Below are 26,885 nucleotides of genomic sequence, written 5' to 3'. Positions count from 1 at the left end.
GGGCGCTGTGAAGATCACCGAGATCGTTCTGACCCCCGTCGCCTTCCGCGACCCGCCGCTGCTGAACGCGGCCGGCGTGCACGAGCCGTGGGCGCTGCGCACGATCGTCGAGGTGCACACCGACGAGGGCATCTCCGGGCTGGGGGAGACCTACGGCGACCTCGCGCACCTGGAGCGCTCGCGGTCCGTTGTGGACTCACTGGTCGGGCTGGACGTCTTCGCGCTCAACGAGATGCACGCGCGCGTCGCCGCGGTGCTCGGTGGCGAGGTCGGTCCGGACAAGCACGGACTGACCGGCAACATCACGGCCGAGAGCACCGTCGACCGGGTGTACTCGCCGTTCGAGGTCGCGTGCTTGGACATCCAGGGCAAGGCGCTGGGACGTCCGGTGCACGACCTGCTGGGCGGCGCCGTGCGGTCCGCCGTGCCGTACTCCGCGTACCTGTTCTACAAGTGGGCCGGGCACCCCGGCGCCGAGCCCGACGAGTGGGGTGAGGCGCTCGACCCCGCCGGGATCGTGGCCCAGGCGCGCACGATGATCGACGCGTACGGGTTCGGGTCGATCAAGCTCAAGGGCGGTGTCTTCCCGCCGGAGCAGGAGATCGAGGCGATCCGGGCGTTGCGCGAGGCGTTCCCGGACCACCCGCTGCGGCTCGACCCGAACGCGGCCTGGTCCGTCGCGACGTCGGCGAAGGTCGCCGCCGAGCTCGACGGCGTGCTGGAGTACCTGGAGGACCCGACGCCGGAGATCCCCGGGATGGCGGAGGTGGCCCGGCAGGCCCCGATGCCGTTGGCCACCAACATGTGCGTGGTCGCCTTCGAGCACCTGCGGCCGTCGGTCGAGCTGAACGCCGTGCAGGTCCTGCTGTCCGACCACCACTACTGGGGCGGGCTGCAGCGGTCGCGGCAGCTGGGCATGATCTGCCAGACGTTCGGCATCGGTCTCTCGATGCACTCGAACTCGCACCTCGGCATCTCGCTCGCCGCCATGACCCACCTGGCCGCCGCCACGCCGAACCTGAACTACGCCTGCGACACGCACTACCCGTGGAACGCGGCCGACGAGGTCGTGGAACCGGGCGTGCTGTCCTTCGTGGACGGTGCGGTGCCCGTGCCGGTGACGCCCGGACTCGGGGTGACGCTGGACCGTGACGCTTTGGCGCGACTGGCGGAGAACTACGTCCGCTGCGGGCTCACGTCCCGTGACGACACCGGCTACATGCAGAAGCACGACCCGAGCTACGAGAGGAAGCGGCCTCGGTGGTGAAGTCGGTTGTCCACGCCTACCCGTGGGACCTGATCGGTGACCCGGACGCCGTGGCGCGCTACCGGGACCTCGGTGTCGACGCGATCGCCCTGGCCGCGTCGTACCACACCGTGCGGGCCGCGACACCGTTGCACCCGGAGCACCGGATGGTCGACGCGCGGCACGCGGCGTTCTACCTGCCCGTCCGCGCCTCGAAGTTCGGCCGGTTGGTGCCCGCGGAACCGTCCTGGATGGACAGTGCGGACTCGTTCGGGGAGGCGGCTGCGGCGGTGCGCGCCGCCGGGTTGCCGGTGTACGCGTGGACCGTGCTGACGCACAACTCGCGCCTGGGCGACCTGCACCCGGACGTCACCGTGGTGAACGCGTTCGGCGACCGCTACCCGTACGCGTTGTGCACGTCCCAGCCGGACGTCGTCGAGTACGCGTCGGCGCTGGTGTCCGAGGTGCTGGAGCTCGGCTCGCCGGACGGGATCGTCCTCGAAGCCTGTGGTCCCTTGGGGTTCTTCCACGGCGGGCACCACGAGAAGACCGATGGCACCGACTGGGACGCGGTGCAGCAGAAGCTCTTGTCGCTCTGCTTCTGCACCACGTGCACCGCTTTGTACGCCGACCCGGACGCTCTGCGCTCCGCGGTCCGGGCCGGGGTCGACCGCGGCGCATCCAGCGTCGAGGAAGCGCTGGGTGCGCTCGCGGACGACGTTCAGGCCGTGCGCACCGGTGTCGTGAGGTCGTTGCGCCAGAAGGTCGTCGGTGAGATCCGTGCCGCGGCGCCGTCCGTCCGGGTGGGGATGCACGTGACGGCCGACCCGTGGGGCACCGGTCCGTTCGCGACGGTGGCCGGTGGCGTGGCCGCGGACGTCGACGTCCTGACGACGATGTGCTGGCCCGGCCCCGAGGTCGCGGTGCCCGGCATCGAGGCGTTGCGCGCGGTCGCCCCAGACTCGCGGATCGCCGCGTACGTGCTGGGGTTGCCGCCGAAGCCCGCAGATGGTGCCGCACTGGCGAAGGAGTGGCTGACCTACCTGGACGCCGGGGTGGAGGAGTTCCACCTCTACCACGGGGGTCTGGCGTCTGCCGCTCGGCTGGAGGCGCTGCGCGAGGCCGTGGCCGCCGTGTCGAAGTGAGCGGGGTCGTGCTCGCCGTGACCGGGGTCGCGGTAACTGTGAAGGGAAGTCGCTGCAACCCGTTGTGACCGCGGTTCCGTCCTTGGTGCATGAGGCACATAGGAACCGTAGTTGGCACTGGCGCCCTGCTGCTCGTCCTCTCGGCCTGTGGCAGTGCGCAGAACGCGAGCCCCGGGGCTGGTGGCGGTCCGACGTTGCCGACCGCCACCTCGTCCTCCGAAGCACCTCCTCCTGGCATCGCGCCCGGAGAGGTGCCGCCGGACGGCAAGCCCGTGACGAAGATCGACGCCAACGCCCTGGCGCCCGACCAGCCGCGCACCGTGTGGACGCAGGGTGACGGCAAGACCGTCGGGGTCGTCGCCCAGGAGGGCGGCTGCGGCAAGGCGAGCGCGTCCGTGCTGGAGCAGACCGCGACGGCGGTGAAGATCGAGATGGTCGAGACCACGCCGCTGACCAAGCAGATGTGCACGATGGACATCCGCTTCCCCCCGCTGACGGTGCAGCTGTCCGAGCCCCTCGGTGAGCGCACGGTCGTGCTGACGTCGCGGCAGGAGCAGAAGTAGACCTCCCTCCCCCCGGTGCCCGGCCGGCACCTGCCCCGCCGGCCGGACACCTCCCCGCCACTTCACGGGACTTCCGCGCCCGGTTTGCAAGGATGGTCCGCATGAGAAACGCCGTCGCTGCCGTTGCTCTCGCCGTCGTGCTCGCCGGCTGCTCGTCCGGCACACCCGGCGCCGGCTCGTCCGGGTCCAGCTCATCCGGCGCCGCGCCCACCACGGGCACGTCCGCGCCCGGCTCCACGGGCTCGTCCGGCACGAACCCCACCAACGCCCCGGCCCAGCCTCCCGTCTCCATCTCGGAGGAGAAGCCCGTCATCCCCCCGAACGTCACGCCCGTGGCGAAGGAGAAGGTCGACACGACATCGTTGTCAGACACCTTCCGCGACGAGGCCTACGTCTTCAACGACGGCCGCGACGTCGAGGTCTTCGGCGTCGGCGGTGGCTGCAAGGAGGCGCGTGCCGAGGTCACGGCCCAGTCCGCCGAGGTCGTCCAGATCACGCTGGTCACCATCACCAAGCAGCCGCCGGGGACGATGTGCACCCAGGAGGTCCGCCAGGTGCCGCTGACGGTCCGGCTCGCCGCGCCGCTCGGTGACCGGCGCCTCGTGCTGGAGTCCCGCGAAGAGACGGCCTAGAGACGGCCCAGAGACGGCTCGGAGACGCTGATATATGGATCTTCGGCTCGGAGAACGCGTCCTGCGCGTCCACGACGAGGGCGACGGCGCGCCGGTGTTCTGGCACCACGGCACGCCCAACCTCGGCCTCCCGCCGGAACCGCTGTTCCGCCCCGGTGTGCGCTGGGTGTCGTACGACCGACCGGGCTACGGCGGATCGACCGCCGTGCCCGACCGGTCCGTCGGGTCCGCCGCAGCTGATATATCGCATATCGCCGACGCGCTCGACCTCCCGCGGTTCGCGGTCTTCGGGCACTCCGGCGGCGCACCGCACGCCCTCGCGTGCGCCGCTCTACTCCCGGACCGCGTGACCGGCGTCGTCGCCGTCGCGCCGCTGGCACCGTTCGACGCCGACGACCTCGACTGGTTCGCGGGCATGGTCCCGTCGGCCGAGGCGTCGCTGCGGGCGGCTGCGGCGGGACGTGCGGAGAAGGAACGGTACGAGACGTCCGGCGTCGAGTACGACATGCAGTTCACCGAGTCCGATCTCGCCACGCTGAACGGCCCGTGGTCGTGGTTCGGCAAGGTCGTCGGACCCGCGCTGCCGGACGGCCCGGCCCCGTTGGTCGACGACGACCTCGCCTACGTCACGCCGTGGGGCTTCGACCCGGCGTCCATCACCGTGCCGGCACTGCTGCTGCACGGCGACCGCGACGGCATCAACCCGCCTGCGCACAGCCGGTGGCTGGCGTCCCGGATTCCCGGCGCGGAACTGCGCGTGACACCGGGCGACGGCCACATATCAGTTCTCGACCACGCCGACGACGCCCTCGACTGGCTTCTGACGCACTGACCGCCGCGGCAAACTGATATATCGGATATCAGTCGGCGAGGAACTCGACGCGGTTGCCGACGCCGTCGAACGTGTGGAAGCGACGCCGGCCGGAGATTTCGGCCGGATCAGCCCAGACGACGGCGTGCCCCGCCGCCGCGACGGCCTCGGCGACGCGGTCGACGTCGACGACGAACGCCGGGTGCGCCTTGAATGCGGGACGGAAGTCGTCCTCGACGCCGACGTGCACCTCACCACCGCCGGGCACCTCGAACCAGCAGCCGCCGCGTGTGGCGAGCAGCGGCGGTTTGGCGAGCTCGGCCCAGCCCAGGACGCCGGTGTAGAAGGCGCGCTGCCGGTCTTCCGAGCCGGCCGGGCAGGCCACCTGCACGTGGTGGATCATCGCGACACCCCCGGTCGAAACGAATACAGGACAACCGTACTGTTTCGACCGGGGGTCGCGAAGGCGTTCTAGCGGCGGAAGCTGATCTGCAACGTCGGCGTGGACGTCTCGGCGAAGAAGTCGTTGCCCTTGTCGTCGACCACGACGAAGGCGGGGAAGTCCTCGACCTCGATCTTCCAGACCGCCTCCATGCCCAGCTCGGGGTACTCGAGCACCTCGACCTTGCGGATGCAGTCCTGCGCCAGGCGCGCGGCCGGGCCACCGATGGAACCCAGGTAGAAGCCGCCGTGCGTCGAGCAGGCGTTGGTGACCTGCTTGGAGCGGTTGCCCTTGGCGAGCATCACCAGCGAGCCGCCCGCGGCCTGGAACTGCTCGACGTAGGAGTCCATCCGGCCGGCCGTCGTCGGGCCGAACGACCCCGAGGCGTACCCCTCGGGCGTCTTGGCCGGTCCGGCGTAGTAGACCGGGTGGTCCTTCAGGTACTGCGGCATCTCCTCGCCGGCGTCGAGGCGTTCCTTGATCTTGGCGTGCGCGATGTCGCGGGCCACGACCAGCGGACCGGTGAGCGAGACGCGCGTCTTGACCGGCAGCTGCGTGAGGACCTCGCGGATCTCCGCCATCGGACGCGTGAGGTCGATGCGGACGACCTCGTCGGACAGGTCCTCGCCCTCGATCTCGGGCAGGAACTGCGCCGGGTCGCGCTCCAGCTGCTCCAGGAACACGCCCTCGGCCGTGATCCGGGCCTTCGCCTGGCGGTCGGCCGAGCACGACACCGCGACGCCGACCGGGAGGGACGCGCCGTGGCGGGGGAGTCGGATGACGCGCACGTCGTGGCAGAAGTACTTGCCGCCGAACTGCGCGCCGATGCCGAAGTTGCGGGTCAGCTCCAGGACCTGCTGCTCCAGGTCCTTGTCGCGGAACGCGTGGCCAGAGGGCGAGCCCTCGGTCGGCAGGTTGTCCAGGTAGCGGGCCGAGGCGAGCTTCGCGACCTTGAGGTTCTGCTCGGCGGACAGACCGCCGACGACGACCGCCAGGTGGTACGGCGGGCACGCGGCCGTGCCGAGCGAGCGCAGCTTCTCGTCGAGGAACGACGCGAGGCGCTTCGGGTTCAGGACCGCCTTGGTCTCCTGGTAGAGGAACGTCTTGTTCGCGCTGCCGCCGCCCTTGGCCATGAACAGGAACTCGTAGACGGGCTCCTGGCCGGGCTTGTGGAACACCTCGATCTGCGCGGGCAGGTTGGTGCCGGTGTTCTTCTCGTCCCAGAACGTCAGGGGAGCCATCTGCGAGTAGCGCAGGTTGAGCTCCTGGTAGGCCTCGAAGACGCCGCGGGCCAGGGCCTGCTCGTCGTCGCCGCCGGTCAGGACGGTCTCGGAGCGCTTGCCCATGATGATCGCCGTGCCGGTGTCCTGGCACATCGGCAGCACTCCGCCGGAGGAGATGGCGGCGTTGCGCAGCAGGTCCATCGCGACGAAGCGGTCGTTGCCCGACGCCTCGGGGTCGTCGATGATCCGGCGCAGCTGGGCGAGGTGCGAGGGGCGCAGCAGGTGCTGGATGTCGCGGATCGCTTCCTTCGCGAGCAGCGTCAGCGTCTCGGGGGCGATCTCGAGGAACCTGCGGTCACCGGCCTCGACCAGCTTCACCCCGTCGGAGGTGACGAGGCGGTACTCGGTCTCGGTGTCCTTCGCGAGCGGCAGGACGTCGGTGTACTCGAATGTGGTGGGCACGTCGTACACAACTCCAACGGTGTGCAGTTCGGATCAGAAAACCGTACCGCCACCAATGGGACGTACCGACGCCCGCGCAGCGTGTTCTTCGCAACGGCGCGTGCACACGGACCCCGGAACGCGGAAGGCCGGGGCAGCCCCCGGCTGCCCCGACCTTCCTTCGCGTGCGAAACCCGACTCACGAGGGGCGTCGCGTGGCTCTGGTAACGCCCGACCGTGCCGTGAGTTGAGTCACAAGTCAATACTGCCGGTCGAGTGACACCCGACCGTGACACCTCGGCTACTAGGAGGCGTAAGCCCGCAGCTTCGCGGCGCGTTCGCCCTGGCGGAGCTTGGACATGACCTCGCGCTCGATCTGGCGCACCCGCTCGCGCGAGAGGCCGAACCGCTTGCCGATCTGGTCCAGCGTGCGCGGCTGGCCGTCCTCCAAGCCGTAGCGCAGCCGGATCACCGCCTGCTCGCGCGGTTCCAGCGTCGCGAGCACGCGGCGCAGGTCGTCCTGCAGCAGGCCGGAGATGACGGCGCTCTCGGCGTCGGTCGCGTCCGAGTCCTCGATGAAGTCACCGAGGGGCGCGTCCTCCTCCGACCCGACCGGCATGTCGAGCGATACCGGGTCACGCGCGTGGTCGAGCAGGTCGGCGACCTTGTCGACGGAGAGCCCCGACTCCTTCGCGAGCTCCTCGTTCGCGGCCTCGCGGCCGAGCGCCTGGTGCAGGTCGCGCTTGATCCGCGCGAGCTTGTTCACCTGCTCGACGAGGTGCACGGGGAGGCGGATGGTGCGGCCCTGGTCGGCCATGCCGCGGGTGATCGCCTGGCGGATCCACCACGTCGCGTAGGTCGAGAACTTGAAGCCCTTGGTGTAGTCGAACTTCTCCACCGCGCGGATCAGGCCCAGGTTCCCCTCCTGGATCAGGTCCAGCAGCGGCATGCCCCGGCCGGTGTAGCGCTTGGCCAGCGACACGACGAGCCGCAGGTTCGCCTTGAGCAGGTGGTCCTTGGCGCGGCGGCCGTCGCGGACGAGCTCCCCCAGCTCCTCGCGACGGGTGGGGGTGAGGCGCTTGGCCGTCTCCATGACGTGCTGCGCGAACACACCGGCCTCGATGCGCTTGGCGAGCTCCACCTCCTCCTCGGCGGTGAGCAGCGCGGTCTTGCCGATGCCGTTCAGGTAGACTCGAACGAGATCGGCTGCCGGCCCCTGGGCGTCGAGCTCGTGCTCGGCGGCGGTGACGGTGGTGTTCTCTCCGACTTCACGGTCGGAGATCCTCGTGACGGTCATGGATCTCCCTCCCCCTGCTGCGGGCGGCGACGAGTCGCGCTTGCGGTCAAGGCGGCGCGGCGCTGCGCCCTGGATGCCGGTGTCGCGGCGGGCTGTGGACCCTGCCGCTAGCTGGCTGATACCTGGGTAACGAACGCGATTCCGAATTCGTTCCCGACTTCCACGACCTGAAGACGTCACCGCTGTCACAGCGGTTGCGCGACTAATCTGAGGATTGGCTGAGAACCCTTTCCCTCAGACCTCCACGAGCACCGTGAACGGACCGTCGTTCACGCTCCGCACCTTCATATCGGCCCTGAATCGTCCCGTTTCGACGCGAGCGCCCTTTTGGCGTAGTTCGGCCACCACGGCGTTCACCAACGGCTCCGCGTGCTCGGGCCGGGCGGCCGCCGTCCAGGACGGACGGCGGCCCTTGCGGGTGTCCCCGTAGAGGGTGAACTGGCTGACGACCAGCAACGGAGCACCGGTCGACTCGCACGACTGCTCGTCGTCGAGGATGCGCAGACCGTGCAGCTTCTGCGCCATTTTGGCGGCGTGGGCGTCCGTGTCGTCGTGGTGGACGCCGAGCAGCACCAGCAATCCGGGCTCGTCGATCGCGCCGATGATCTCCCCGGCAACTTCGACACTCGCCTCTGTGACGCGCGCCACAACTGCTTTCACGCGGGAATCAACATTCCGTGCCGGATGAGATCACGAACGATCGGCAAGGCCGCTTCTGCATCGATTTCTCCGTATGCGAACTCGAGCAGTGACAGCAGGTCTTCGAGGGGCAACGCACCCGTGCACCCGGCGACGAGCTTCGCGGTGGCCTCGTCGACCTCGTGCTGCCAGCCGGGCCCGTCCGTGCGGTGCAGGCGCGCGACGACCTTGCGCCAGCCCTCGTCGCCCGGCTCGGACACCTCCTCGAGCAGCACGGTGTCCGCGACGCGGAACCGCTGCCCCAGCAGGTCGGGGTTCGCCCGCAGCCACGCGACGTTGTCGAGCCAGCGCGCCGCCTCCGGACCCAGCGGGTCGTCGTAGGCGTGGCGCAGGTCTTCGCACACGACCTGGGAGTGCATCTCGTCGGTGCGCCGCAGCGTCACGTAACCGAAACCGACGCCCTGGACGTCGTTCTCCTCGAACCAGTCGAGCCACGCCGCGGCCTTCTGCCGGCCCTCGGGGCTGCGGGGGTCGACACCCGCGTCCTTGAGCCACGTGCCGACGTACAGGGCGGGCTCGGCGATGTCGCGCTGCACGAACCACGCGTCGATCCCGCCGCGCGGCAGCCAGCTGGAGACGCGCTCCTCCCAGTCCTCGCCCTTGCGGTGCACCCACGACGCCAGCAGCTGGCCGACGCCGCCCTCGTTGAGGAACGCCGGCAGCTGGCGGATGACCAGCGCCGACGCGTCGTCGCCGCCCAGTCCGGAGTCGCGGTAGACGTAGTCGACGCGCGGCGGGCCCACGACGAACGGCGGGTTGCACACGACGTGGTCGAACCGCCGGTTGCGGACCGGGCCGAACCACTCGCCCTGCAACGTCTCGACGTCGAGGTTGTTGAGCCGGAACGTGCCCTGTGCGAGCCGTAGCGCGCGCTCGGACAGATCGGTCGCCGTGATGCGTTCGGCGTGCTTGCTGGCGTGCAGCGCCTGGACACCGCAGCCGGTGCCGAGGTCGAGCAGCGTGCCGACCGGGGTGCGCTTGGTCGCGCGGGCCAGGCTGATGGACGCGTGGCCGACGCCGAGCACGTGGTCCTCGGGGACGGCGCCGCCGCGCAGGTCGGAGTCGAGGTCGGCGACGACCCACCAGTTGTCCTCGTACGGCCGCACGTCGAGCCCGGCCCTGAAGTCCTTGGTCAACACCTCGTTCCGGACTGCGTCGTCGACGTCGACACCGGCGAGCGCCTTGCGGACGTCCTGCTCGGGTTCGTGGTCACCGAGCAGGAAGAGGCGGATCAGCGTGCCGAGCGTCCCGGCGTCCCTGCTGGCGCGGCGGGCGGGCTCGGGCTCACCGCGGCCGAGGGCGGCGTGAGCCTGCGGGCCGAGGGCGTCGACGACGCCGTCCGCGGTGTAGCCGGCGGTCAGGAAGGCCTCGCGCAGACGCGCGCACAGGTCGGCAGAAAGATCGGGGTGCACGGGGACAGATGTTTTCACGCCGCCGGTTTCCACGCCGCCGCGGTCAGCGCGTGATCCGCAGGGCGATCGCCATCGCGAGCCGCTGGTCCGGGTCGTCGAGGGGGAGCGGGGTCACCTCGGCCATCTTCTGCATCCGGTACCGCAACGTGTTCGGGTGCACGTTGAGCACCCGAGCCGCGGCGCGGACGTCGCCCTGCGCCGCGAGCCACGCCCGCAACGTCGTCGCGTACTGCGTCCCGTACTCGGCGTCGTAACGCAATATATTGGATATCGGTCCGCGCGTCGGCAGTCGTCCGGACTCCGCGACGGCGGCGAGGCGGTGCAGCAGGACCTGCGCCCAGGCGTCGTCGTACACGACCGGCGCACCGGTCGATAGCGCGAGGCACTCGTCGGCCTCCTGCCGTGACGTCGGCAGCTGCGTCGCCTCGGCCGGCCCGCCGATCCCCGCCAGCACCGTCGCCTCGGACGGCAGCTCGCGGGCCAGGGACCGCACCCACGCGACGGCGTCGTCGGCGGCGGGGATGACGGTGTAGAGGACGTTGCCGAACAGCGCGCTCCGGCCGGGCCGCGACCAGCCGAAGCCCGCCGTCGCCCGCTGGAACGCGAGCACCGCCGCGCCGTGCTCGCCCTCGCCCGCGTGGGCCTGGACCGCGATCACCCGCAGGTCGGCCGACGGCAGCCCGAGACGTGCGACGTCGGCGGACTCCGGGTGTTCGAGCAGCCTGATCACGAGGTCCGCCTCGGCCTGGCGTTCGAGATCCGTCGAGGCCCGCGACCGCAGCAGGTGCAACGCCGCCGTGCGCGCGCCGTCGACCAACGCGGCGGACCGGGCGGCGTCGACCGGCCCGGTGACCTCGACCCACACCGACCCGAGCAGCTCACGGCCCGCCCGCACCGCCGCGACGAGCCGGTTGCCGAGCTGCGGCGTCAGCTTGGGCACGAAGATCGGCTCGTCCGACGACGCCAGGTGCGTGAACACCCCGAACTCGTCGAGCGCCCGCCGTGCCTCCTCGGGCACCCTGCGGCCGAGGATGGTCTGGACGCGGACGGGGTCGACGTCCTCCTGCCGGTACGAGTAGGCGAGCACGCGGGACTGCTGGTCCTCGATCGTCACCGGCCCGCCCACCACACCGGCGATCACGTCGGCCAGCCCGAACAGGTCCCCGGTGCGCGTCCCGCCGTTGACGAGCGTCTGCGTCACGTTCGCGAGCTGGCTCCACGGCACCGACGGGTCGACCAGCAGCACGGCCGCCCCCGACTTGCGTGCCGCGGCGACGACGCGTTCGTCCAACGGCGGCCGCCCGTGCAGCACGACGGCCGAGGCCGCGGTGGAGGCCACCAGCCGCACGGCTGCCGCCACCGACGCGGTGCCCAGGCCGAGCAGGACGTCCCCCGCCGCGGCCGGCGTGTTCTCCGCCGGGTCGTGCAGCGCCACCCCGCGGAGCTCGACGTCGCGGCCGCCCGGCGCGCACGCCAGATGCGTGCCCAGACTGCCGAGCACGTCCACGAGGCGATCAAGGGCGACCACCCGCGGATGTTAACCGCCGACCGGGTCATCCGGCCGTCACTCGGACGTGGGACGATGAGCCGTGGAGGTGGTGTCGTGAGCAGTCCCGACCGGAACGACACCCCGGTGTTGATCACCGAGGCGGCCCCGTCCTACGAAGAGCAGCACGCCGCCCGGCGCAAGAAGTACGCGATCATGATGAGCCTGCGCTTCCCGTGCCTCATCCTCGCGGCCCTGTTCTCGCACATCTGGTGGCTGGCGGTGTTCTTCATCGTGCTGTCGGTGCCGCTGCCGTGGATGGCCGTGCTGATCGCCAACGACCGGCCGCCGCGCAAGACCGAGAAGGCCAACCGCTACCAGGTCGAGCGCCGCGCGATCGAGCGCAAGAGCACCACCGTCATCGACGGCTGACCGCCACACCCCTAGCGCGGCGGCTGGGCGCCCACGACGCCGACGGCGCGGGAGCCCGCCCGCACGCCGCCGAGCAGTGCGTCGAGCTTCGACGCACCCGCGAGCCAGGCCGCCAGGAACCCGGCGTCGAACGCGTCGCCGGCTCCCGTCGAGTCGACGCACTCAGTGGCTTCAGCGGGGACCGAAACCAGCTCGTCCGCGTCCACCCACGTCGCGCCGTCCGGTCCGGACGTCACCACGACCGCACCGACGTGCGAGAGCAGCGCCTTGGCGGCCGCCGGTTCGGCGGAGCCGGTCAGAGCGTGCAGCTCGTCGGCGTTCGGCAGCAGGAAGTCGACGCCGCGCACGTCGTCGAGGAACGCCTCGGCGGAGTGGATCAGCACGGCGGCCTGCGGGTCCACCGACGTCGTCCAGCCCGCCTCGCGCGCCGCCGCGAGCACGGCCAGACCGGCGGGGCGCGACGTCGCGTCGAGCAGCACGTACCCGGACAGGTGCAGGTGGCCGCCGGACCCGGCGAGCAGCCCGGGGTCGAGGTCGGCGGGGGAGAAGCGGGCGTTCGCGCCGCGGTCGGGCAGCATCGAGCGCTGGCCCTCGTCGTCGACGAGGACGACGACGCAGCAGGTCGCGAGGTCGGGATCCACGGCGAAGGCGCACTGGACGCCCGCCGAGGTCAGCTCGGCGTGGACCTGCCGGCCGGCCGAGTCGGCACCCACGCGCGCCACCAGCACCGGTGAGGCGCCGCACGCCGCCAGCCACACGGCCGTGTTCGCTCCGGCACCACCCGGCTCGATGGTCACCTTCGCGCGCACGTCGCCGCCGTGGGCGATGGGGCCGGAGTGGCGGGCCACGACGTCGAGGCCCGCGTCACCGACCACGACCACGGGCCTCATCGGAACAGCTCGACGGCGACGGCGGCGGCGACCGAGGCGTTGTTGACGACCAGCTCCTCGTTGGCGTCGAGGCTGACGCCGTCGCTGGCGGTGTGGAAGTGCTCCAGCAGCACGGGCGTGACGTCCTTGCCGCGCACGTCCTGGTCGACCAGCTTGCGCAGGCCCTCGGCGAGCAGCCGGTCGTGCAGGGCGGAGTCCATCTCGAACGCGGCCGGGATCGGGTTCGCCAGCAGCATGCCGCGGCCACCCGCGGCGAACACGGCGGCGGCCTCGGCCGGGTTCTCGACGCGCCACGGCACCTCGAAGTCCGACTCGCGGCGGTAGAACGCGGGGAAGCGCGAGGTCTGGTAGCCGACGACCGGCACGGACCTGGTCTCCAGCACCTCGAGCGTCGCGCCCATGTCCAGGATCGACTTCACGCCCGAGCAGACGATCAGCACCGGCGTGGTGGCGACCACGTCGAGGTCGGCCGACACGTCCCACGTCTCCCGCGCGCCGCGGTGCACGCCGCCGAGACCGCCGGTCGCGAAGACGCGGACACCCGCCTGGTGGGCCAGTGCCGTGGTCGACGCCACGGTCGTCGCGCCGCTGCGGCCCAGGGCGTAGGAGGGGCCGAGGTCGCGCAGGGACAGCTTGACCAGGTCGCCGGCGGTGCACACGCGGTCGAGCTCGGCGGCCGTCAGACCGATGCGGGGCACGCCGTCGAGCACGGCGATCGTCGCGGGAACGGCACCCGCCTCCCGCACCACCTTCTCCAGGCGTGCGGCGACCGCGAGGTTGCGCGGCGCGGGCAGGCCGTGGGACAGGATGGTGCTCTCAAGAGCGACGACGGGCCGGTTCCCGGCCAGTGCGTCGGCAACTTCCTCGGCGATGTGCAGCGTGGTCACGAGGGGACATCATCCCAGGTACCCTGGGCGCGTGAGCACCCAGACTCTCCCCGAGGTCGACGTACGGCCGGAAGGCACCGACCACACCGGGGACGACACCCCGAAGATGTTCCACTACGTGCGCAAGGCGAAGATCGCCGAGAGCGCCGTGATGGGCACGCACGTGGTCGCCCTGTGCGGCGAGGTCTTCCCGGTCACGCGGTCGCCGAAGCCCGGTTCCCCGGTGTGCCCCGACTGCAAGAAGATCTACGAGGGCCTGCCCAAGGGCGGCGGCGGCGAGTAGACCGCAGAACTCCACGCGGCCGCGTCCAGTGCCTCTCTCCGAGGGGCACGGTTCGCGGCCGCTGTCATCCGCGCTGCTTTTCCTCTTCGGGTGACTGCCGGGGCTTCTGGATCTGGAGCGGGCTCGTGAGCTGCGTGTCGGCGGGCGACTGCGCCGTGTAGCCCGTGTTGTTCGTCTCCCGCCGCGGCTGCGTGCTCTCCTCGCGGATGCGCGACGCGGCGCGTTCCATCTCCAGCCGCCGCCAGCGCCTGCGCTGCCGCCGGGTCATCCGGGCGGGCCACATGTCCTGGATCGCGCTGTTGAAGTACGCGCCGATCGTGATCGCCAGCCCGATGAAGAACACGAACAGCAGGAACGCGATCGGCGTCGCCAGCGCGCCGTAGGTGTAGCCGGTGGTGGTGATCCACTGGATGTACAGGCGCAGCCCGATGGACGACAGGATGAACACGGCCATCGCGAGGATCGCGCCCGGCAGCACCCGGTGGTACGGCAGCCGCCGCGGCAGTGCCACCTTGTAGAGCGCGGACAGCGACAGCACGAGCAGCAGTGCGACGCCGGGGTAGTAGAAGCGGCCGACCCACGTGGTGATGTAGGGCTGCCACGACGTGGGGAAGAACTGTGGCAGGACGTCCGGTCCGAGCGCGAGCACCGGCAGGCCGATCACCAGCGCCACCAGCGACACCATGTACAGCAGCAGAGCGAAGATGCGCTGCCACAGCTCGTTGCGCACGCCGTACTGGCCGTGCGCGACCGTGATCGCGTCGACGAACGACGACATGGCCGACGACCCCGCCCACAGCGAGATCAGGAAGCCGATGGAGACGATCTCGCCCTTGCCGGTCGACAGGATCTCCACGACCGTCGGCTGGATCACCCCGTTCACGACGTCCGCGCTGAAGATCGTGCGGGTGAACCCGATGATCTTCTCCTGCACCGACTGGACGATCTCGGGACCGAACCACGTGCCGATCCAGCCCATCGAGCCCAGCACCCCGAGCAGCAGCGGCGGGAACGACAGCGTCTGCCAGAACGCCGCCTCGGCGGCTTCTGAGAAGATGTTCCCCTGCCACGCCTTCGACAGAGTGCGCGCTAGTAGACGCAGCGGCCCCTTGCGGCCGGACCTGCGTGCGTCGTTGTCGGTAGGCGAACCCATCGCAGTGACAAGCATGGTGCATGGGGCCACGTTTCGCGGCATCGACGCTCGGAACGGGTAGGCTCGCGATGCCCTCGGCCGTCGTCCGCCTGAGGGCCTCACCATGCCTGACCAGCGCACATGAGGAGAAACACGTCTGTGACAGCGACAGCAGCAATGCGACCGCTGCGGGCATGGCAGCGCAGGGCGCTGACCAAGTACCTCGCCGCGAAGCCCCAGGACTTCCTCGCCGTCGCCACGCCCGGCGCGGGCAAGACGACGTTCGGGCTCCGCGTCGCCGCCGAGCTGCTGGCCGACCGGACGATCGAGGCCGTCACGATCGTCACGCCCACCGAGCACCTCAAGCACCAGTGGGCCAAGGCCGCCGCCGAGCAGGGCATCCACATCGACTCGAACTTCCGCAACACCAACGCGATGACCTCCCGCGACTACCACGGCGTGGCCGTGACGTACGCGCAGGTCGCCGCCCATCCGACGCTGCACCGGGTGCGCACCGAGAACCGCAAGACGCTCGTGCTGCTCGACGAGGTGCACCACGGAGGTGACGCGAAGTCGTGGGGTGACGCGATCCGCGAGGCGTTCACGCCCGCCACCCGCCGCCTGTGCCTCACCGGCACGCCGTTCCGCTCCGACGACTCGCCGATCCCGTTCGTGCAGTACGAGGAGAGCAACGGCGGGTTCAAGACGTCGAAGGCCGACCACACCTACGGCTACTCCGACGCGCTGCGCGACGGCGTCGTCCGGCCCGTGCTGTTCCTCGCGTACTCCGGTGAGGCGTCGTGGCGGACCAGCGCGGGCGAGGAGTACACCGCGCGCCTGGGGGAGCCGCTGACCCAGGAGCAGACCGCACGGGCGTGGCGCACGGCGCTGGACCCGGCCGGCGACTGGATGGCGTCCGTGCTGCGCGCCGCCGACCAGCGGCTCACGCAGAAGCGGGAGAACGGCCTGCCCGACGCCGGCGGCCTGGTGATCGCCACCGACCAGACCGTGGCGAAGGCCTACGCGCAGGTGCTGCAGCGCGTCACGGGCCAGATCCCCACGCTCGTCCTCTCCGACGACCCGAAGGCGTCCGGCAAGATCGCGGAGTTCTCCGCGACGAACGAGCGCTGGATGATCGCGGTCCGGATGGTGTCCGAGGGCGTCGACGTGCCGCGGCTCGCGGTCGGCGTGTACGCCACGTCGTCGTCGACGCCGTTGTTCTTCGCGCAGGCCGTCGGCCGCTTCGTGCGCAACCGGAAGCCCGGCGAGACCGCCACGGTGTTCCTGCCGTCGGTGCCGGTGCTGCTGCAGCTCGCGTCCGAGCTGGAGGCCGAGCGCGACCACGTCCTGGGCAAGCCGCACCGCGAGAAGGACGGCTGGGACGACGAGCTCATGGCCGCGGCCAACCAGGCCAAGGACGAGCCCGGCGAGGACGAGCGCGCCTTCACCGCCCTGGGCACCACGGCCGAGCTCGACCAGGTGATCTTCGACGGGTCGTCGTTCGGCGCACCGACCCACGCGGGCTCCGAGGAGGAGCAGGAGTACCTCGGCCTGCCGGGGCTGCTGGAGCCGGACCAGGTGCGCACCCTGCTGCTGCAGCGGCAGGAGGAGCAGATGGCGATGGCGGCCAAGCGCCCCAAGCCGGAGGCGGCGGTGCGCGAGGCCAGGCCGGTCGGCGTGCAGGAACGCCTCACGTCGCTGCGCAAGGAGCTCAACACCCTCGTCGCGATGCACCACCACCGCACGAAGAAGCCGCACGGCAAGATCCACAACCAGCTGCGCGAGTACTGCGGTGGCCCGCCGACCGCGATGGCCACCATCGAGCAGCTCGAGGAACGGATCGCGACCCTGCGGTCCTGGTAGCGAGGTGCCGGGCAGCCGATATCCGATATATCAGTTTCGGGTAACGGCGACGGTGTCCGTGTCGTACTGGGTCTCGAACCGGCCGTCGACGGCGTCGGTCTCGACCCGGTGCCACGACTGACCGGCGACGACGGCGTCGAACTGCCGGCCGGCCGGGTCCCGGGCCTCGACGTCGCGATCTCCACGCCGCCCGCGCGGGCGGACTCCGCCATGCGCTCGACACCCAGCACCACGAGCCCGGCAGCGTGCACCGGCCGCGCCAGGATCCCGATGCCGGAATAGGGCGGCCGTGTGCGGTCGTACCGCTCCGCCTCCGCTTCAAGCCCGAGCGCCAGCCTCTCGGCGGCTTCCCTGCCGACCGTCCTCCGTCCACTCTGGAGATGACCGGGAGACGACGGGCAGGTGCACTCCGCAAGCGATATCCAATATATCGCGACTGGATGCAGTAGCGCCGAGGTAACGCTCTCACAACTCTCGGTGACTAAATTTCGCCAGGGTTACCGCATCGTTGCGACTTAATCGATCCAGTGTGGTTCCGGTCACGCATATGTCCGGCATACGTTGTGCGCCACAACATTCTCTGTGACACAGCGCAGTGAAAGGGATGGCGGATGCGCAGCAAGAGCCTCGCTTCCATCGCCGTCACCGCGGGCCTCGCCCTGGCGGTTACGGCATGTGGTGCCAACACGTCCTCCGGCAACGGTGGAACCTCGAACTCGAACTCTGGCAGCAGCGGGGGCACGAAGGTCGGCGTGATCCTTCCTGAGACCGCCTCCTCCGCTCGTTGGGAGGGCTTCGACAAGCCGCTCCTCGACGCGGCTCTGAAGAAGGAGGGGCTCGACCCCGACATCCAGAACGCGCAGGGTGACGTGCAGAAGTTCAGCACCCTGGCCGACGGCATGATCAACGCCGGCGTCAAGGTCCTGATCATCGCGACCCCCAACAGCGAGGTCGGCGCCTCCGTCGCCAAGAAGGCGCAGGCCCAGGGCATCCAGGTCATCGACTACGACCGCCTGAACCTCAACGGCTCCTCGTCGTACTACGTGTCGTTCGACAACGTGAAGGTCGGCGAGCTGCAGGGCCAGGGTCTCGCGGACGCGATGAAGGCCTCGCCGCAGGGCGCGAACGTCATCGAGATCGAGGGCTCGCCCACGGACAACAACGCGACCCTGTTCCACGAGGGCCAGCAGAAGGTCCTCAAGCCGCTCTACGACTCGGGCAAGCTCAAGCTGGTCCAGTCCCAGCCGATCGACAACTGGGACAACCAGAAGGGTGGCCAGGTCTTCGAGCAGATCCTGACCTCCAACGGCGGCAAGGTGGACGGCGTCGTCGCCGCGAACGACGGCCTCGCCGGCGCTGTGATCACGATCCTGAAGAAGGTCGGCCTGAACGGCAAGGTTCCGGTCACCGGTCAGGACGCCACCCCGGACGGCCTGCAGGCCGTGCTGCGTGGTGAGCAGTACATGACCGTCTTCAAGCCGATCAAGGACGAGGCCGAGGCCGCCGCGAAGCTGGCCGCCGCCCTCGCCAAGGGCGACACCGCCGCCGCCGACGCGCTCGCGTCGGGCACGACGAAGGACACGAAGGGCAACCGCGACGTCAAGTCCGTGCTGCTCACCGCCCAGCTGATCACCAAGGACAAGGTCAAGTCCGTGGTCGACGCCGGCTTCGTCAAGGCGTCGGAGATCTGCGTGGCCGCCACCCAGGCCGCCTGCACCGAGCTCGGCATCAAGTAGGACCGCGTGCGTCTGGGCGGGGTGCGGACCTGCGCACCCCGCCCAGACGCGTGGTAACCACGGAGGAAAACCAGTGAGCGAGCCGATTCTCGAGCTGCGCGGCATCAACAAGAGCTTCGGTCCCGTGCACGTCCTGCACGACATCGACCTCGTCGTGAACCCAGGCGAGGTCACCGCCCTCGTCGGCGACAACGGCGCGGGCAAGTCGACGCTGGTCAAGTGCATCGCGGGCATCCACCCCACCGACTCCGGTGAGGTCCTTTTCAACGGCGAGCCGGTGCACATCAAGGGCCCGCGCGACGCTGCCGAGCTCGGGATCGAGGTCGTCTACCAGGACCTCGCGCTGGCCGACAACCTCGACATCGTCCAGAACATGTTCCTCGGCAGGGAGCGCACCAAGAGCGGCCTGCTCGACGAGACCGACATGGAGCAGGCGGCGCGCAAGACGCTGGCGTCGCTGTCCGTGCGCACGGTCAAGTCGGTGCGCACGCAGGTCTCGTCGCTGTCCGGCGGCCAGCGCCAGACCGTCGCGATCGCCAAGGCCGTGCTGTGGAACAGCAAGGTCGTGCTGCTCGACGAGCCCACCGCGGCCCTCGGCGTGGCGCAGACCCGCCAGGTGCTCGACCTGGTCCGCCGGCTCGCCGAGCAGGGCCTGGGCGTCGTCCTGATCAGCCACAACATGAACGACGTCTTCGAGGTCGCCGACAAGATCGCGTGCCTCTACCTCGGGCGCATGGCCGCTGTCGTGGGGTCGAAGGACGTCACGCACGGCCAGGTGGTCGAGCTGATCACCGCCGGTCGTTCCGGCGACCTGGGCATCGCCCGCCCCGAGGCGGCGACGATCTGATGAGTTCCGAAGAGGCGAGCATGACCAACACCACCGAGACGCCCGCGCAGGACACCCCTCCGCAGGGCGCCATCTCCGACTTCGGCATCGACACGACGTCGCAGTCCACCGGCGAGGCCGTCCGCGACTACTGGGCCAGGGTCCGCGGCGGTGAGCTCGGCTCGCTGCCCGCGCTGCTCGGGCTCGTCGTGCTGCTCATCGTGTTCAGCGCGCTGTCCGACACGTTCTTCACCCTCGGCAACCTCGCGAACCTGCTCCAGCAGGGCGCCAGCATCACCATCATCGCGATGGGCCTGGTGTTCGTGCTGCTGCTCGGCGAGATCGACCTGTCGGCCGGTACCGCGTCCGGTGTGACCGCCGCGGTGATGGCGCTGCACCTGATCAACAACGGCAACCTGCTCGGCGGCATGGGCGACACGGTGTTCTACGTGTTCTGCGGCCTGCTGGTGCTCGCGATCGTGCTCGCCGTGATCATGAAGATCTGGGCGGGAGCGGCGCTCTCGGCCATCGCGCTGGTGATCGCCGCGGTCGGCATCCCCGCCAACGCCTGGCTGGAGATGCTGCTCGCGGTCTGCGTCGGCGCGGCCATCGGCTCCATCACGGGCTTCCTGGTCGCGCGGGTCGGCATCCCGTCGTTCGTCGTGACCCTGGCGCTGTTCCTCGTCTGGGGCGGCGTCGTGCTGCAGTTCATCGGCGACGGCGGCACGCTCGGCCTGCGTGACGACACGATCTTCAACGTCGCCAACGGCAACCTGAACTTCGTGGGCTCGTGGGCGCTGTTCGTCATCGCCGTCGGCGGCTACGCGGCGGTCGTGCTCACCCGGCACTTCTCGCGGCTGCGCAAGGGTCTCGTGGCCCAGCCGACGTCGCTGGTGCTGGGCAAGATCGGTGCCCTCGCGGTGCTGGCCGCGGTCATCACCTACGCGCTCTCGCTCAACCGGGCGCCGAGCAACCTCGTGGTGATCGAGGGCGTGCCGTACGTGGTGCCGCTGGTCCTGGTGCTGCTCGTGATCGGCACGTTCGTGCTCGACCGCACCAGCTACGGACGCCACGTCTACGCCGTCGGTGGCAACAAGGAAGCCGCCCGCCGCGCCGGTATCAACGTCGAGCGCATCCGGATGTCCGTCTTCGTGATCGCCTCCTCGGCGGCCGCGATCGGCGCCATCGTGTACTCGTCCAAGGTCGGCTCGGTCGACCCGAACGCCGGTGGCGGCAACACGCTGCTGCTGTCGGTCGGTGCGGCCGTCATCGGTGGCACGTCGCTGTTCGGTGGCAAGGGCCGCCTGCGCGACGCGGTGATCGGTGGCGCGGTGCTCGCGATCATCCAGAACGGCATGGGCCTGCTCAAGCAGCCCGCCGCCGTCGTGTTCATCGTGACCGGCCTGGTCCTGCTGCTCGCCGCGAGCGTCGACGCGCTGTCCCGCCGCCGGGCTGCGACCGCGGCACGCTGACGAGGTGACCGGACCGACCTCCGGCACCCGTCCCGACGAGATCCGCAGGCACAACAGGACGGCGTTGCTGCGCCGCCTGCACATCGACGGACCGTCCACCAGGGCGTCGCTCGCGGCTGAGCTCGGGCTCAACCGCAGCACCATCAAGGCCCTGGTGGACGGCCTCGCCGAGGCCGGCGTGGTCGCCGAACGCGTGCCCGCTCTGCGCAGCGGAGCGGGCCGCCCGTCCCTGCTGGTCCTGCCCCAGCCGCACGCCGCCGTCGTCATCGCGATCGACGTGCGGGTGGAGCACGTGGCCATGGGGTTCGTCGGCCTCGGCGGGGAGATCCTCGGACGGGACAGCTGGAACCTGCACCGGACGCGTGATCCGGGGGAGGTCATCACGCACATCGTCGAGTCGGCGCGCCTCATGGCCGACGACCTCGACGCCACCGCGGTGGGGGTGGGGGTCTCGGTGCCCGGCGTCGTGCGACGCGCCGACGGACACGTCCACGAGGCGCCGAACCTGCACTGGACCGGTGTGGCGCTCGGCAAACGCCTGGAGACGGTGCTGAAGCTGCCGGTCCAGGTCGGCAACGACGCGGAGCTCGGCGCACTGGCCGAGCACGTGCGCGGTGCGGCGCAGCAGTCCTCGGACATGGTCTACCTCTCCGCGGACGTCGGCGTCGGCGGCGGCGTGATCCTGTCGGGCCAGCCGTTGCGCGGGTCCGGCGGCTACGTCGGCGAACTGGGGCACATGGTGGTCAACCCGCGCGGTCACCGCTGCTACTGCGGCTGTGACGGCTGCTGGGAGACCGAGGTCGGCGAACCGGCGCTGTGCCGGGCGCTGGGCCTGCCCGACGACGCTCCGCGCGGTGCGGTCGTGGCGGCGTTACGGGCACTGGACGACCCGTCGGTGCTCGACGAGTTCGCCGGCTGGCTCGCCCTGGGCCTTGCGAACATCGTCAACGTCCTGGGACCCGAGATGGTCGTGCTCGGCGACCTCTACACGGCGCTGCCCGCGTCCGTGGTCGACTCGGTGAGCGCGGCCGTGCAGCAGCGCAGCCTCGTCTCCCGCGCGGTCGGCGGGACCCAGGTCGTCATCTCGCCGCTGGGCAGGGACGCGAAGCTGGTCGGCGCCGCGGAGCTGGCGTTCGAACCGGTCCTGGACGCCCTCTAGCAACCCCTGGAGAAGCGAAGGGGGCGGAGATCCTCGCGGATCCCCGCCCCGAGCGGCTAGGTGGGGTGGAAGTCAGCCCTGCTGAATCTCAGCAGCGAGTTCGCGCAACTTCTCACTGTGCGCGCGAGCGTGGTGCCCGCAGAACAGCAGCTCGCCCCCGGACGGGAGCAAGGCGCGAACCTGGGCAGCAGCCCCGCAGCGGTCGCAGCGGTCGGCAGCGGTCAACTCGGGGCGGGTGAGTGCTGCAGTCATGATGAATCTCCCTCCGTCCCAGCACCGGAACCAAGTGTTTCGGTGCCCTCTTACCAAGCTGCGACCACAGCGCCCCTGGGTTGGTGCGCGGTGCTCGCTGGCTCCACTCTGACAGACGTTCTGGCGATAGTCAGTGTTCCCGTGTGCGTGGCGACTCGCGTCACTCTGCGATTTACCCGCCTGCAGCAGGCTCACACCTGCGTTCTCCACCGGTTCACCGTCTTGACACGTACGCTGAGCGACCGGAAACCCGCTGGTGGAGCAGCACGTTCGGGCCGTTCGGTCGGTTGCGTGCGGCCGGGAGTGTGATATCGGTTGCCCTTGTCCGCCCGCAGCGAACAGGTCACGAACGTCCCACGATTCGGACGCGAGAGCGTGATCATGTGGACCACGGCAGCACCGTCAGCGCGGGCCACTGCTCCCGCCAGCGCCGCGTCTTCGTCTCGTAAACGGCACGCGGAGCGAGCACCGGGTTGGGCCGGACGACGAGACCGAACACGTCGTCGAGGCCGTGCGGCGCGTAGACGTGCCACCGGTCGCCTGTGAGTCGGACCCCCACGCAGCAGGTGGTGGCCGCGAACGAGTCGATGGCCGCCTCCGTGGAGGTGTACGGCGGGCAGGGGACACCGAAGCGGTCCTCGTACCAGAGGTGCACGCGCGCCTCGTTGCGGATCTCGACGACCGCCGGCAGGTCCCCGAACACCCGCGCCCCGGTCCGGATCACCGCGTCCTCGGCGTCCCAGCCGAGATCGGAGCCGTCGAAGTAGAACAGGTCGTAGTCCTCGATGCCCTCGCCTGGCGGCCTGCCCGTCACCACGTTCCACACGGTCTGGACCACGCACCCGGCGGTCAGGTACCAGCCGGGCAGGTCGAGCACCGCGGCCCGGCGCAGCACCTCCACCAGCACGTCGTTGCGCCTGAGCGCCTCGCACAGCGCGTCTTCGTCCATCCCCGGGCTCCCGTGGCCCCGGCACGCGGAAGGCCCGCACCGAACCGGTGCGGGCCTCCGTGCGTATGTCCGGGTATGACCTAGTCGAGGTAGTCGCGCAGGACCTGCGAGCGCGACGGGTGGCGGAGCTTCGACATGGTCTTCGACTCGATCTGGCGGATCCGCTCCCGCGTGACGCCGTAGACCTGGCCGATCTCGTCCAGCGTGCGCGGCTGGCCGTCGGTGAGGCCGAAGCGCAGCCGGACGACACCCGCCTCGCGCTCGGACAGCGTCGCGAGCACCGACTGGAGCTGGTCCTGCAGCAACGTGAACGACACGGCGTCGACCGCGACGACGGCTTCGGAGTCCTCGATGAAGTCGCCGAGCTGGCTGTCGCCCTCGTCGCCGATCGTCTGGTCCAGCGAGATGGGCTCACGCGCGTACTGCTGGATCTCCAGCACCTTCTCGGGCGTGATGTCCATTTCCTTGGCGAGCTCCTCCGGGGTGGGCTCGCGGCCCAGGTCCTGGAGCAGCTCGCGCTGGATGCGGCCCAGCTTGTTGATGACCTCGACCATGTGCACCGGGATGCGGATGGTGCGGGCCTGGTCGGCCATCGCGCGGGTGATCGCCTGCCGGATCCACCAGGTGGCGTACGTGGAGAACTTGTAGCCCTTGGTGTAGTCGAACTTCTCGACCGCGCGGATCAGACCCAGGTTGCCCTCCTGGATCAGGTCCAGGAACGCCATGCCGCGGCCGGTGTAGCGCTTGGCCAGCGACACGACGAGGCGGAGGTTCGCCTCGAGCAGGTGGTTCTTGGCGCGCTCGCCGTCGCGGACGATCCAGCGCAGGTCGCGGCGCAGCTGCGGGGTGAGCTTCTCCTGCTCCTCCTCGGAGCGGCGCACGCGCTCGGCCGCGTACAGACCGGCCTCGATGCGCTTGGCGAGCTCGACCTCCTCCTCTGCGTTGAGGAGGGCGACCTTGCCGATCTGCTTGAGGTAGGCGCGGACGGAGTCGGCCGAGGCGGTGAGCTCCGCGTCCTTGCGCGCCTGGCGTAGGGCCTCGGACTCCTCCTCGTCCCAGACGAAGTCGCCCTCGTTCTTGGGGTCCTCCGCCTCCTCCGGCTCGTCCACGACCGGCTCGTCGACGATCTCGACGTCCTCGACCAAGTCCTCGGCGCCGGGAGCGCCTTCCATGTCCTCCGGCTCGTCGCCGTCGGCCTTCTTGGTCGCGCCCTTCGCGGCGGGGTCGGCCTTGCCGGCCGGCTTGCGCGGGGTCTTGGCGCCGGCGGCCTTGGCTGCGGGCTTCTTCGCTGCCGCAGCGGTCGTCTTGCGCTTCGGCTTCTCCTCGGCCTCACCGGCCGCGGTCGCCTTGGTCGTCTTGGCGGCGCTCGCGGCGGAGCTGGAGCGTCGGGTTGCGGTTTCTGCGGCTGCCACGTACGCCCTTTCGCGACGGTCGTTCAAGGCGGACCAGAGGGCGCGAAACCTCGGTCGCCAGAGTTCAGGGGATCTCCCCGCCGATCTTGCTTGGCGGGTGTGCGTTCCATTGTAACGACGTCGGTGACGCGGTGTTGCGCCCCGAGGTCATTCGAGGCGCTCTCACCTGCGTTCTCGCAGCTAGATCGAGTAAGGCGGGTCGGACACGTTTCGGTGTCGAATGGTCGCGGTGACCATCTTCAGGGCCGGACGCCGTGCGCGGCGGCCCAGGCGGCACCGACGATGCCCGCGTCGTTCTTCAGCGCGGCGGCGACGACCTCCGTGCGGACGTTGAGCAACGGCAACCACTTGTGCGCCTTCTTGCTCACGCCGCCACCGGCGATGATCAGGTCCGGCCAGATGAGGTCCTCGAGCACGTTGATGTACCGCGTGACACGAGGGGTCCACTCCTCCCAGGAGAGGTCCTTCTCCTCCTTCACCGACGCCGCCGCGCGCTTCTCGGCGTCGTGGCCGTCGACCTGGAGGTGGCCGAACTCGGTGTTCGGGACGAGCTTGCCGTCCAGGAACACCGCGCTGCCGATGCCCGTGCCGAACGTCAGCAGCACCACGGACCCGTTCCTGCCGACACCGGCGCCGAACGACATCTCCGCGATGCCGGCCGCGTCGGCGTCGTTCATCACGACGATGTCCTCCGGCTTGCGCTTCAAGCGCTCGGCGAACAGCGTCTGCGCGTCGCAGTTGATCCAGCCCTTGTCCACGTTCGCGGCGCTGAGGGCGACACCGTGCTTGACCACGCACGGGAGCGTGACGCCGACAGGACCGTCCCACTGGAACTTCTCGACGATCTCGGCGACCACCTCCGCGACCGCCTCCGGCGTCGAGGGCTGAGGCGTGGGGATCCGCATGCGCTCGCCGTCCAGTGCTCCTGCCTCGAGGTCGACCAGGCCGCCCTTCACGCCGGAGCCGCCGATGTCCACACCGAACCCGCGGGTGATGCCCATTCCCCGTGGTCCTTCCTACTCGATCCTGCTGGCTTCGATTCAGTACACGTGGTGCGCAGACATTAGCCTGACGTCGTCCGATAGTCCCGTGCTAGTGACGCAGGAGGGAACCGGTCGTGTTCGATCCCCGGCCGCTCGTCGACATCGCCACAGCCATCGGACGTGAAGCGGGAGCGCTTGTTCAGCGCATGCGCGCTTCCGCCGTCATCTCGTTCGACACAAAGAGCACCTCCACCGACGTCGTCACCGAGGCCGACCGCGCCTCAGAACAACTCGTCCGGACGCGTCTGTCCGAGTTGCGTCCCGGCGAACCGGTGCTCGGCGAGGAGGAGGGCGGCACCGTCGTCGAGGGCCTGACCTGGGTCGTGGACCCGATCGACGGCACCGTCAACTACCTCTACGGCATCCCCTGGTACTCGGTGTCGATCGCGGCGCAGCTCGACGGCGAGTCCGTGGCGGGCGCCGTGGTGGAACCGGCGACGGGCCGGGTGTGGACGGCCGCCCGCGGGCACGGCGCCTTCCTCGACGGCCAGCCCTTGCACGTCTCCGCCACCACCGACCTGTCGCTGTCCCTGCTCGGGTACGGGTTCGCGTACCGCCCGGAACGGCGCCAGCGCCAGGCCGACACATGGGCGGGCATGGCCACGCGCGTCCGCGACCTGCGCCGGGCCGGCGCGGCCTCGCTGGACCTCTGCTCGGTGGCGGCGGGGCGGCTCGACGCCTACGCCGAGCACGCACTGGGCCGGTGGGACTGGGCGGCCGGCGGGTTGATCGCCGCCGAGGCCGGTGCCGTCGTGCGGTTGCCGGGATCGTCGCCGGAGCTGGGGGAGGACGCGACGTTCGCCGCGACGCCTGGGATCGCCGACGCCATGTACGGCGCACTGGTGGAGTGCGGCTTCGGCAAGGTCTGAGTCAACCCGGACTCAACGCCGTCAACCTCGGATCAACACAGTCAACCTCGGATCAACACGTCAGCCCCGGATCAACACGTCAACCTGGGCTCAACCTCGTCAACCCTCGCGTCAACGTCGTCAAGCTCAAGTCAACGTCGTCAACCTTGTCGTCAACACCGTCATGGTCGAGTCGATGCGTCAACGTCGCGTCGATGTCGACTGGTCGCGTCAACGTTGACCGGCATCGTCGACCCCGCGTCAACCTCGTCAACGTCGAATCAACGTTGACTGGGGCAATCAA

At 70.2% G+C, this 26,885-nt stretch carries 27 protein-coding genes; 14 read left to right on the top strand and 13 right to left on the bottom strand.

Features of this window, described 5'->3' with window-relative positions; genetic code table 11:
- Nucleotides 1-7: 7 nt before the first annotated feature.
- The 5 genes from ACFWV3_RS42200 to ACFWV3_RS42180 all read left to right on the top strand — a co-directional run bounded on the left by ACFWV3_RS42200 (nt 8) and on the right by ACFWV3_RS42180 (nt 4,418).
- Entirely contained in the window at nt 8-1,267 is a 1,260-nt protein-coding gene (locus ACFWV3_RS42200; RefSeq protein WP_382419581.1) for a glucarate dehydratase family protein, read from the top strand.
- Nucleotides 1,264-2,391, top strand: coding sequence for a hypothetical protein (locus ACFWV3_RS42195; RefSeq protein ID WP_382419580.1), 1,128 nt, complete (start codon nt 1,264-1,266; stop codon nt 2,389-2,391). Before ACFWV3_RS42200 ends, ACFWV3_RS42195 begins: the two co-directional genes overlap by 4 nt.
- 194 nt (nt 2,392-2,585) lie before the next feature.
- A complete protein-coding gene (locus tag ACFWV3_RS42190; RefSeq protein WP_382419579.1) occupies nt 2,586-2,954 on the top strand; it encodes a hypothetical protein in 369 nt (122 codons plus the stop codon).
- 101 nt (nt 2,955-3,055) lie between these two features.
- Nucleotides 3,056-3,586 carry a hypothetical protein gene (locus tag ACFWV3_RS42185; protein ID WP_382419578.1) on the top strand — a complete coding sequence of 177 codons (531 nt, stop codon included), beginning with the start codon at nt 3,056-3,058 and terminating at the stop codon, nt 3,584-3,586.
- Between the two features lie 34 nt (nt 3,587-3,620).
- A complete protein-coding gene (locus tag ACFWV3_RS42180) occupies nt 3,621-4,418 on the top strand; it encodes an alpha/beta fold hydrolase (RefSeq protein ID WP_382419577.1) in 798 nt (265 codons plus the stop codon).
- A 28-nt stretch (nt 4,419-4,446) separates the two neighbouring features.
- On the opposite strand, the gene ACFWV3_RS42175 is transcribed toward ACFWV3_RS42180, so the two are convergent.
- From ACFWV3_RS42175 to ACFWV3_RS42150, 6 genes are all read right to left on the bottom strand, one after another.
- Entirely contained in the window at nt 4,447-4,800 is a 354-nt protein-coding gene (locus ACFWV3_RS42175; protein WP_382419576.1) for a glyoxalase, read from the bottom strand.
- A 68-nt stretch (nt 4,801-4,868) separates the two neighbouring features.
- Nucleotides 4,869-6,524 carry a fumarate hydratase gene (locus tag ACFWV3_RS42170; RefSeq protein ID WP_382419575.1) on the bottom strand — a complete coding sequence of 552 codons (1,656 nt, stop codon included), beginning with the start codon at nt 6,522-6,524 and terminating at the stop codon, nt 4,869-4,871.
- A 283-nt stretch (nt 6,525-6,807) separates the two neighbouring features.
- On the bottom strand, nt 6,808-7,800 hold the full coding sequence (locus ACFWV3_RS42165; protein WP_382419574.1) for a sigma-70 family RNA polymerase sigma factor: 993 nt from the start codon (nt 7,798-7,800) through the stop codon (nt 6,808-6,810).
- 234 nt (nt 7,801-8,034) lie between these two features.
- On the bottom strand, nt 8,035-8,460 hold the full coding sequence (gene dtd, locus ACFWV3_RS42160) for a D-aminoacyl-tRNA deacylase (protein WP_382419573.1): 426 nt from the start codon (nt 8,458-8,460) through the stop codon (nt 8,035-8,037).
- Nucleotides 8,457-9,929, bottom strand: a complete 1,473-nt coding sequence (locus ACFWV3_RS42155; protein ID WP_382419572.1) for a methyltransferase — start codon at nt 9,927-9,929, stop codon at nt 8,457-8,459. Before ACFWV3_RS42155 ends, dtd begins: the two co-directional genes overlap by 4 nt.
- Nucleotides 9,930-9,954: 25 nt before the next feature.
- A complete protein-coding gene (locus ACFWV3_RS42150; protein WP_382419571.1) occupies nt 9,955-11,439 on the bottom strand; it encodes a PucR family transcriptional regulator in 1,485 nt (494 codons plus the stop codon).
- A 54-nt stretch (nt 11,440-11,493) separates the two neighbouring features.
- On the opposite strand from ACFWV3_RS42150, the gene ACFWV3_RS42145 reads away from it, so the two are divergent.
- Nucleotides 11,494-11,829, top strand: coding sequence for a DUF3099 domain-containing protein (locus ACFWV3_RS42145; RefSeq protein ID WP_382419570.1), 336 nt, complete (start codon nt 11,494-11,496; stop codon nt 11,827-11,829).
- Nucleotides 11,830-11,840: 11 nt separating this feature from the next.
- On the opposite strand, the gene ACFWV3_RS42140 is transcribed toward ACFWV3_RS42145, so the two are convergent.
- Entirely contained in the window at nt 11,841-12,719 is an 879-nt protein-coding gene (locus ACFWV3_RS42140) for a carbohydrate kinase family protein (protein ID WP_382419569.1), read from the bottom strand.
- On the bottom strand, nt 12,716-13,606 hold the full coding sequence (locus ACFWV3_RS42135; protein WP_382419568.1) for a pseudouridine-5'-phosphate glycosidase: 891 nt from the start codon (nt 13,604-13,606) through the stop codon (nt 12,716-12,718). Before ACFWV3_RS42135 ends, ACFWV3_RS42140 begins: the two co-directional genes overlap by 4 nt.
- 31 nt (nt 13,607-13,637) lie before the next feature.
- On the opposite strand from ACFWV3_RS42135, the gene ACFWV3_RS42130 reads away from it, so the two are divergent.
- Entirely contained in the window at nt 13,638-13,889 is a 252-nt protein-coding gene (locus tag ACFWV3_RS42130; RefSeq protein WP_330854064.1) for a DUF3039 domain-containing protein, read from the top strand.
- Between the two features lie 64 nt (nt 13,890-13,953).
- Here ACFWV3_RS42130 and ACFWV3_RS42125 read toward each other — a convergent pair whose 3' ends face one another.
- Complete coding sequence (locus ACFWV3_RS42125) at nt 13,954-15,042, bottom strand: YihY/virulence factor BrkB family protein (protein ID WP_382419567.1); 1,089 nt, start codon at nt 15,040-15,042, stop codon at nt 13,954-13,956.
- A gap of 156 nt (nt 15,043-15,198) precedes the next feature.
- Here ACFWV3_RS42125 and ACFWV3_RS42120 point away from each other — a divergent pair, with 156 nt between their 5' ends.
- The 6 genes from ACFWV3_RS42120 (at nt 15,199) to ACFWV3_RS42095 (ending at nt 22,077) form a co-directional block, all read left to right on the top strand.
- Nucleotides 15,199-16,884: a DEAD/DEAH box helicase gene (locus tag ACFWV3_RS42120; protein ID WP_382419566.1), complete on the top strand. Its 1,686-nt coding sequence runs from the start codon at nt 15,199-15,201 to the stop codon at nt 16,882-16,884.
- Nucleotides 16,885-16,992: 108 nt separating this feature from the next.
- Complete coding sequence (locus ACFWV3_RS42115) at nt 16,993-17,166, top strand: hypothetical protein (RefSeq protein ID WP_382419565.1); 174 nt, start codon at nt 16,993-16,995, stop codon at nt 17,164-17,166.
- Between the two features lie 329 nt (nt 17,167-17,495).
- Nucleotides 17,496-18,620 (top strand): sugar ABC transporter substrate-binding protein, encoded by a 1,125-nt coding sequence (locus tag ACFWV3_RS42110; protein WP_382419564.1) that lies wholly within the window; start codon nt 17,496-17,498, stop codon nt 18,618-18,620.
- 73 nt (nt 18,621-18,693) lie between these two features.
- Nucleotides 18,694-19,467, top strand: coding sequence for an ATP-binding cassette domain-containing protein (locus tag ACFWV3_RS42105; RefSeq protein ID WP_382419563.1), 774 nt, complete (start codon nt 18,694-18,696; stop codon nt 19,465-19,467).
- Between the two features lie 20 nt (nt 19,468-19,487).
- A complete protein-coding gene (locus tag ACFWV3_RS42100) occupies nt 19,488-20,918 on the top strand; it encodes a sugar ABC transporter permease (protein WP_382419562.1) in 1,431 nt (476 codons plus the stop codon).
- A 4-nt stretch (nt 20,919-20,922) separates the two neighbouring features.
- A complete protein-coding gene (locus tag ACFWV3_RS42095; RefSeq protein ID WP_382419561.1) occupies nt 20,923-22,077 on the top strand; it encodes an ROK family protein in 1,155 nt (384 codons plus the stop codon).
- Between the two features lie 72 nt (nt 22,078-22,149).
- On the opposite strand, the gene ACFWV3_RS42090 is transcribed toward ACFWV3_RS42095, so the two are convergent.
- From ACFWV3_RS42090 to ppgK, 4 genes are all read right to left on the bottom strand, one after another.
- Complete coding sequence (locus ACFWV3_RS42090; RefSeq protein WP_231642793.1) at nt 22,150-22,329, bottom strand: hypothetical protein; 180 nt, start codon at nt 22,327-22,329, stop codon at nt 22,150-22,152.
- 379 nt (nt 22,330-22,708) lie between these two features.
- Nucleotides 22,709-23,278: a nucleotidyltransferase family protein gene (locus ACFWV3_RS42085; protein WP_382419560.1), complete on the bottom strand. Its 570-nt coding sequence runs from the start codon at nt 23,276-23,278 to the stop codon at nt 22,709-22,711.
- An 80-nt stretch (nt 23,279-23,358) separates the two neighbouring features.
- Nucleotides 23,359-24,690 carry an RNA polymerase sigma factor gene (locus ACFWV3_RS42080; RefSeq protein WP_382419559.1) on the bottom strand — a complete coding sequence of 444 codons (1,332 nt, stop codon included), beginning with the start codon at nt 24,688-24,690 and terminating at the stop codon, nt 23,359-23,361.
- 239 nt (nt 24,691-24,929) lie between these two features.
- The gene (gene ppgK, locus ACFWV3_RS42075) at nt 24,930-25,691 is read right to left on the bottom strand and encodes a polyphosphate--glucose phosphotransferase (RefSeq protein ID WP_382419558.1); all 762 of its coding nucleotides are present in this window, start codon (nt 25,689-25,691) and stop codon (nt 24,930-24,932) included.
- A gap of 116 nt (nt 25,692-25,807) precedes the next feature.
- Here ppgK and ACFWV3_RS42070 point away from each other — a divergent pair, with 116 nt between their 5' ends.
- Nucleotides 25,808-26,602 (top strand): inositol monophosphatase family protein, encoded by a 795-nt coding sequence (locus ACFWV3_RS42070; RefSeq protein ID WP_382419557.1) that lies wholly within the window; start codon nt 25,808-25,810, stop codon nt 26,600-26,602.
- Nucleotides 26,603-26,885: the final 283 nt, after the last annotated feature.

The organism is Lentzea sp. NPDC059081 (genome assembly GCF_042738015.1).
Lineage (GTDB): Bacteria > Actinomycetota > Actinomycetes > Mycobacteriales > Pseudonocardiaceae > Lentzea.
Note: the sequence above shows the minus strand (reverse complement) of the source record. Positions and strands in the feature narration are given on the sequence as shown.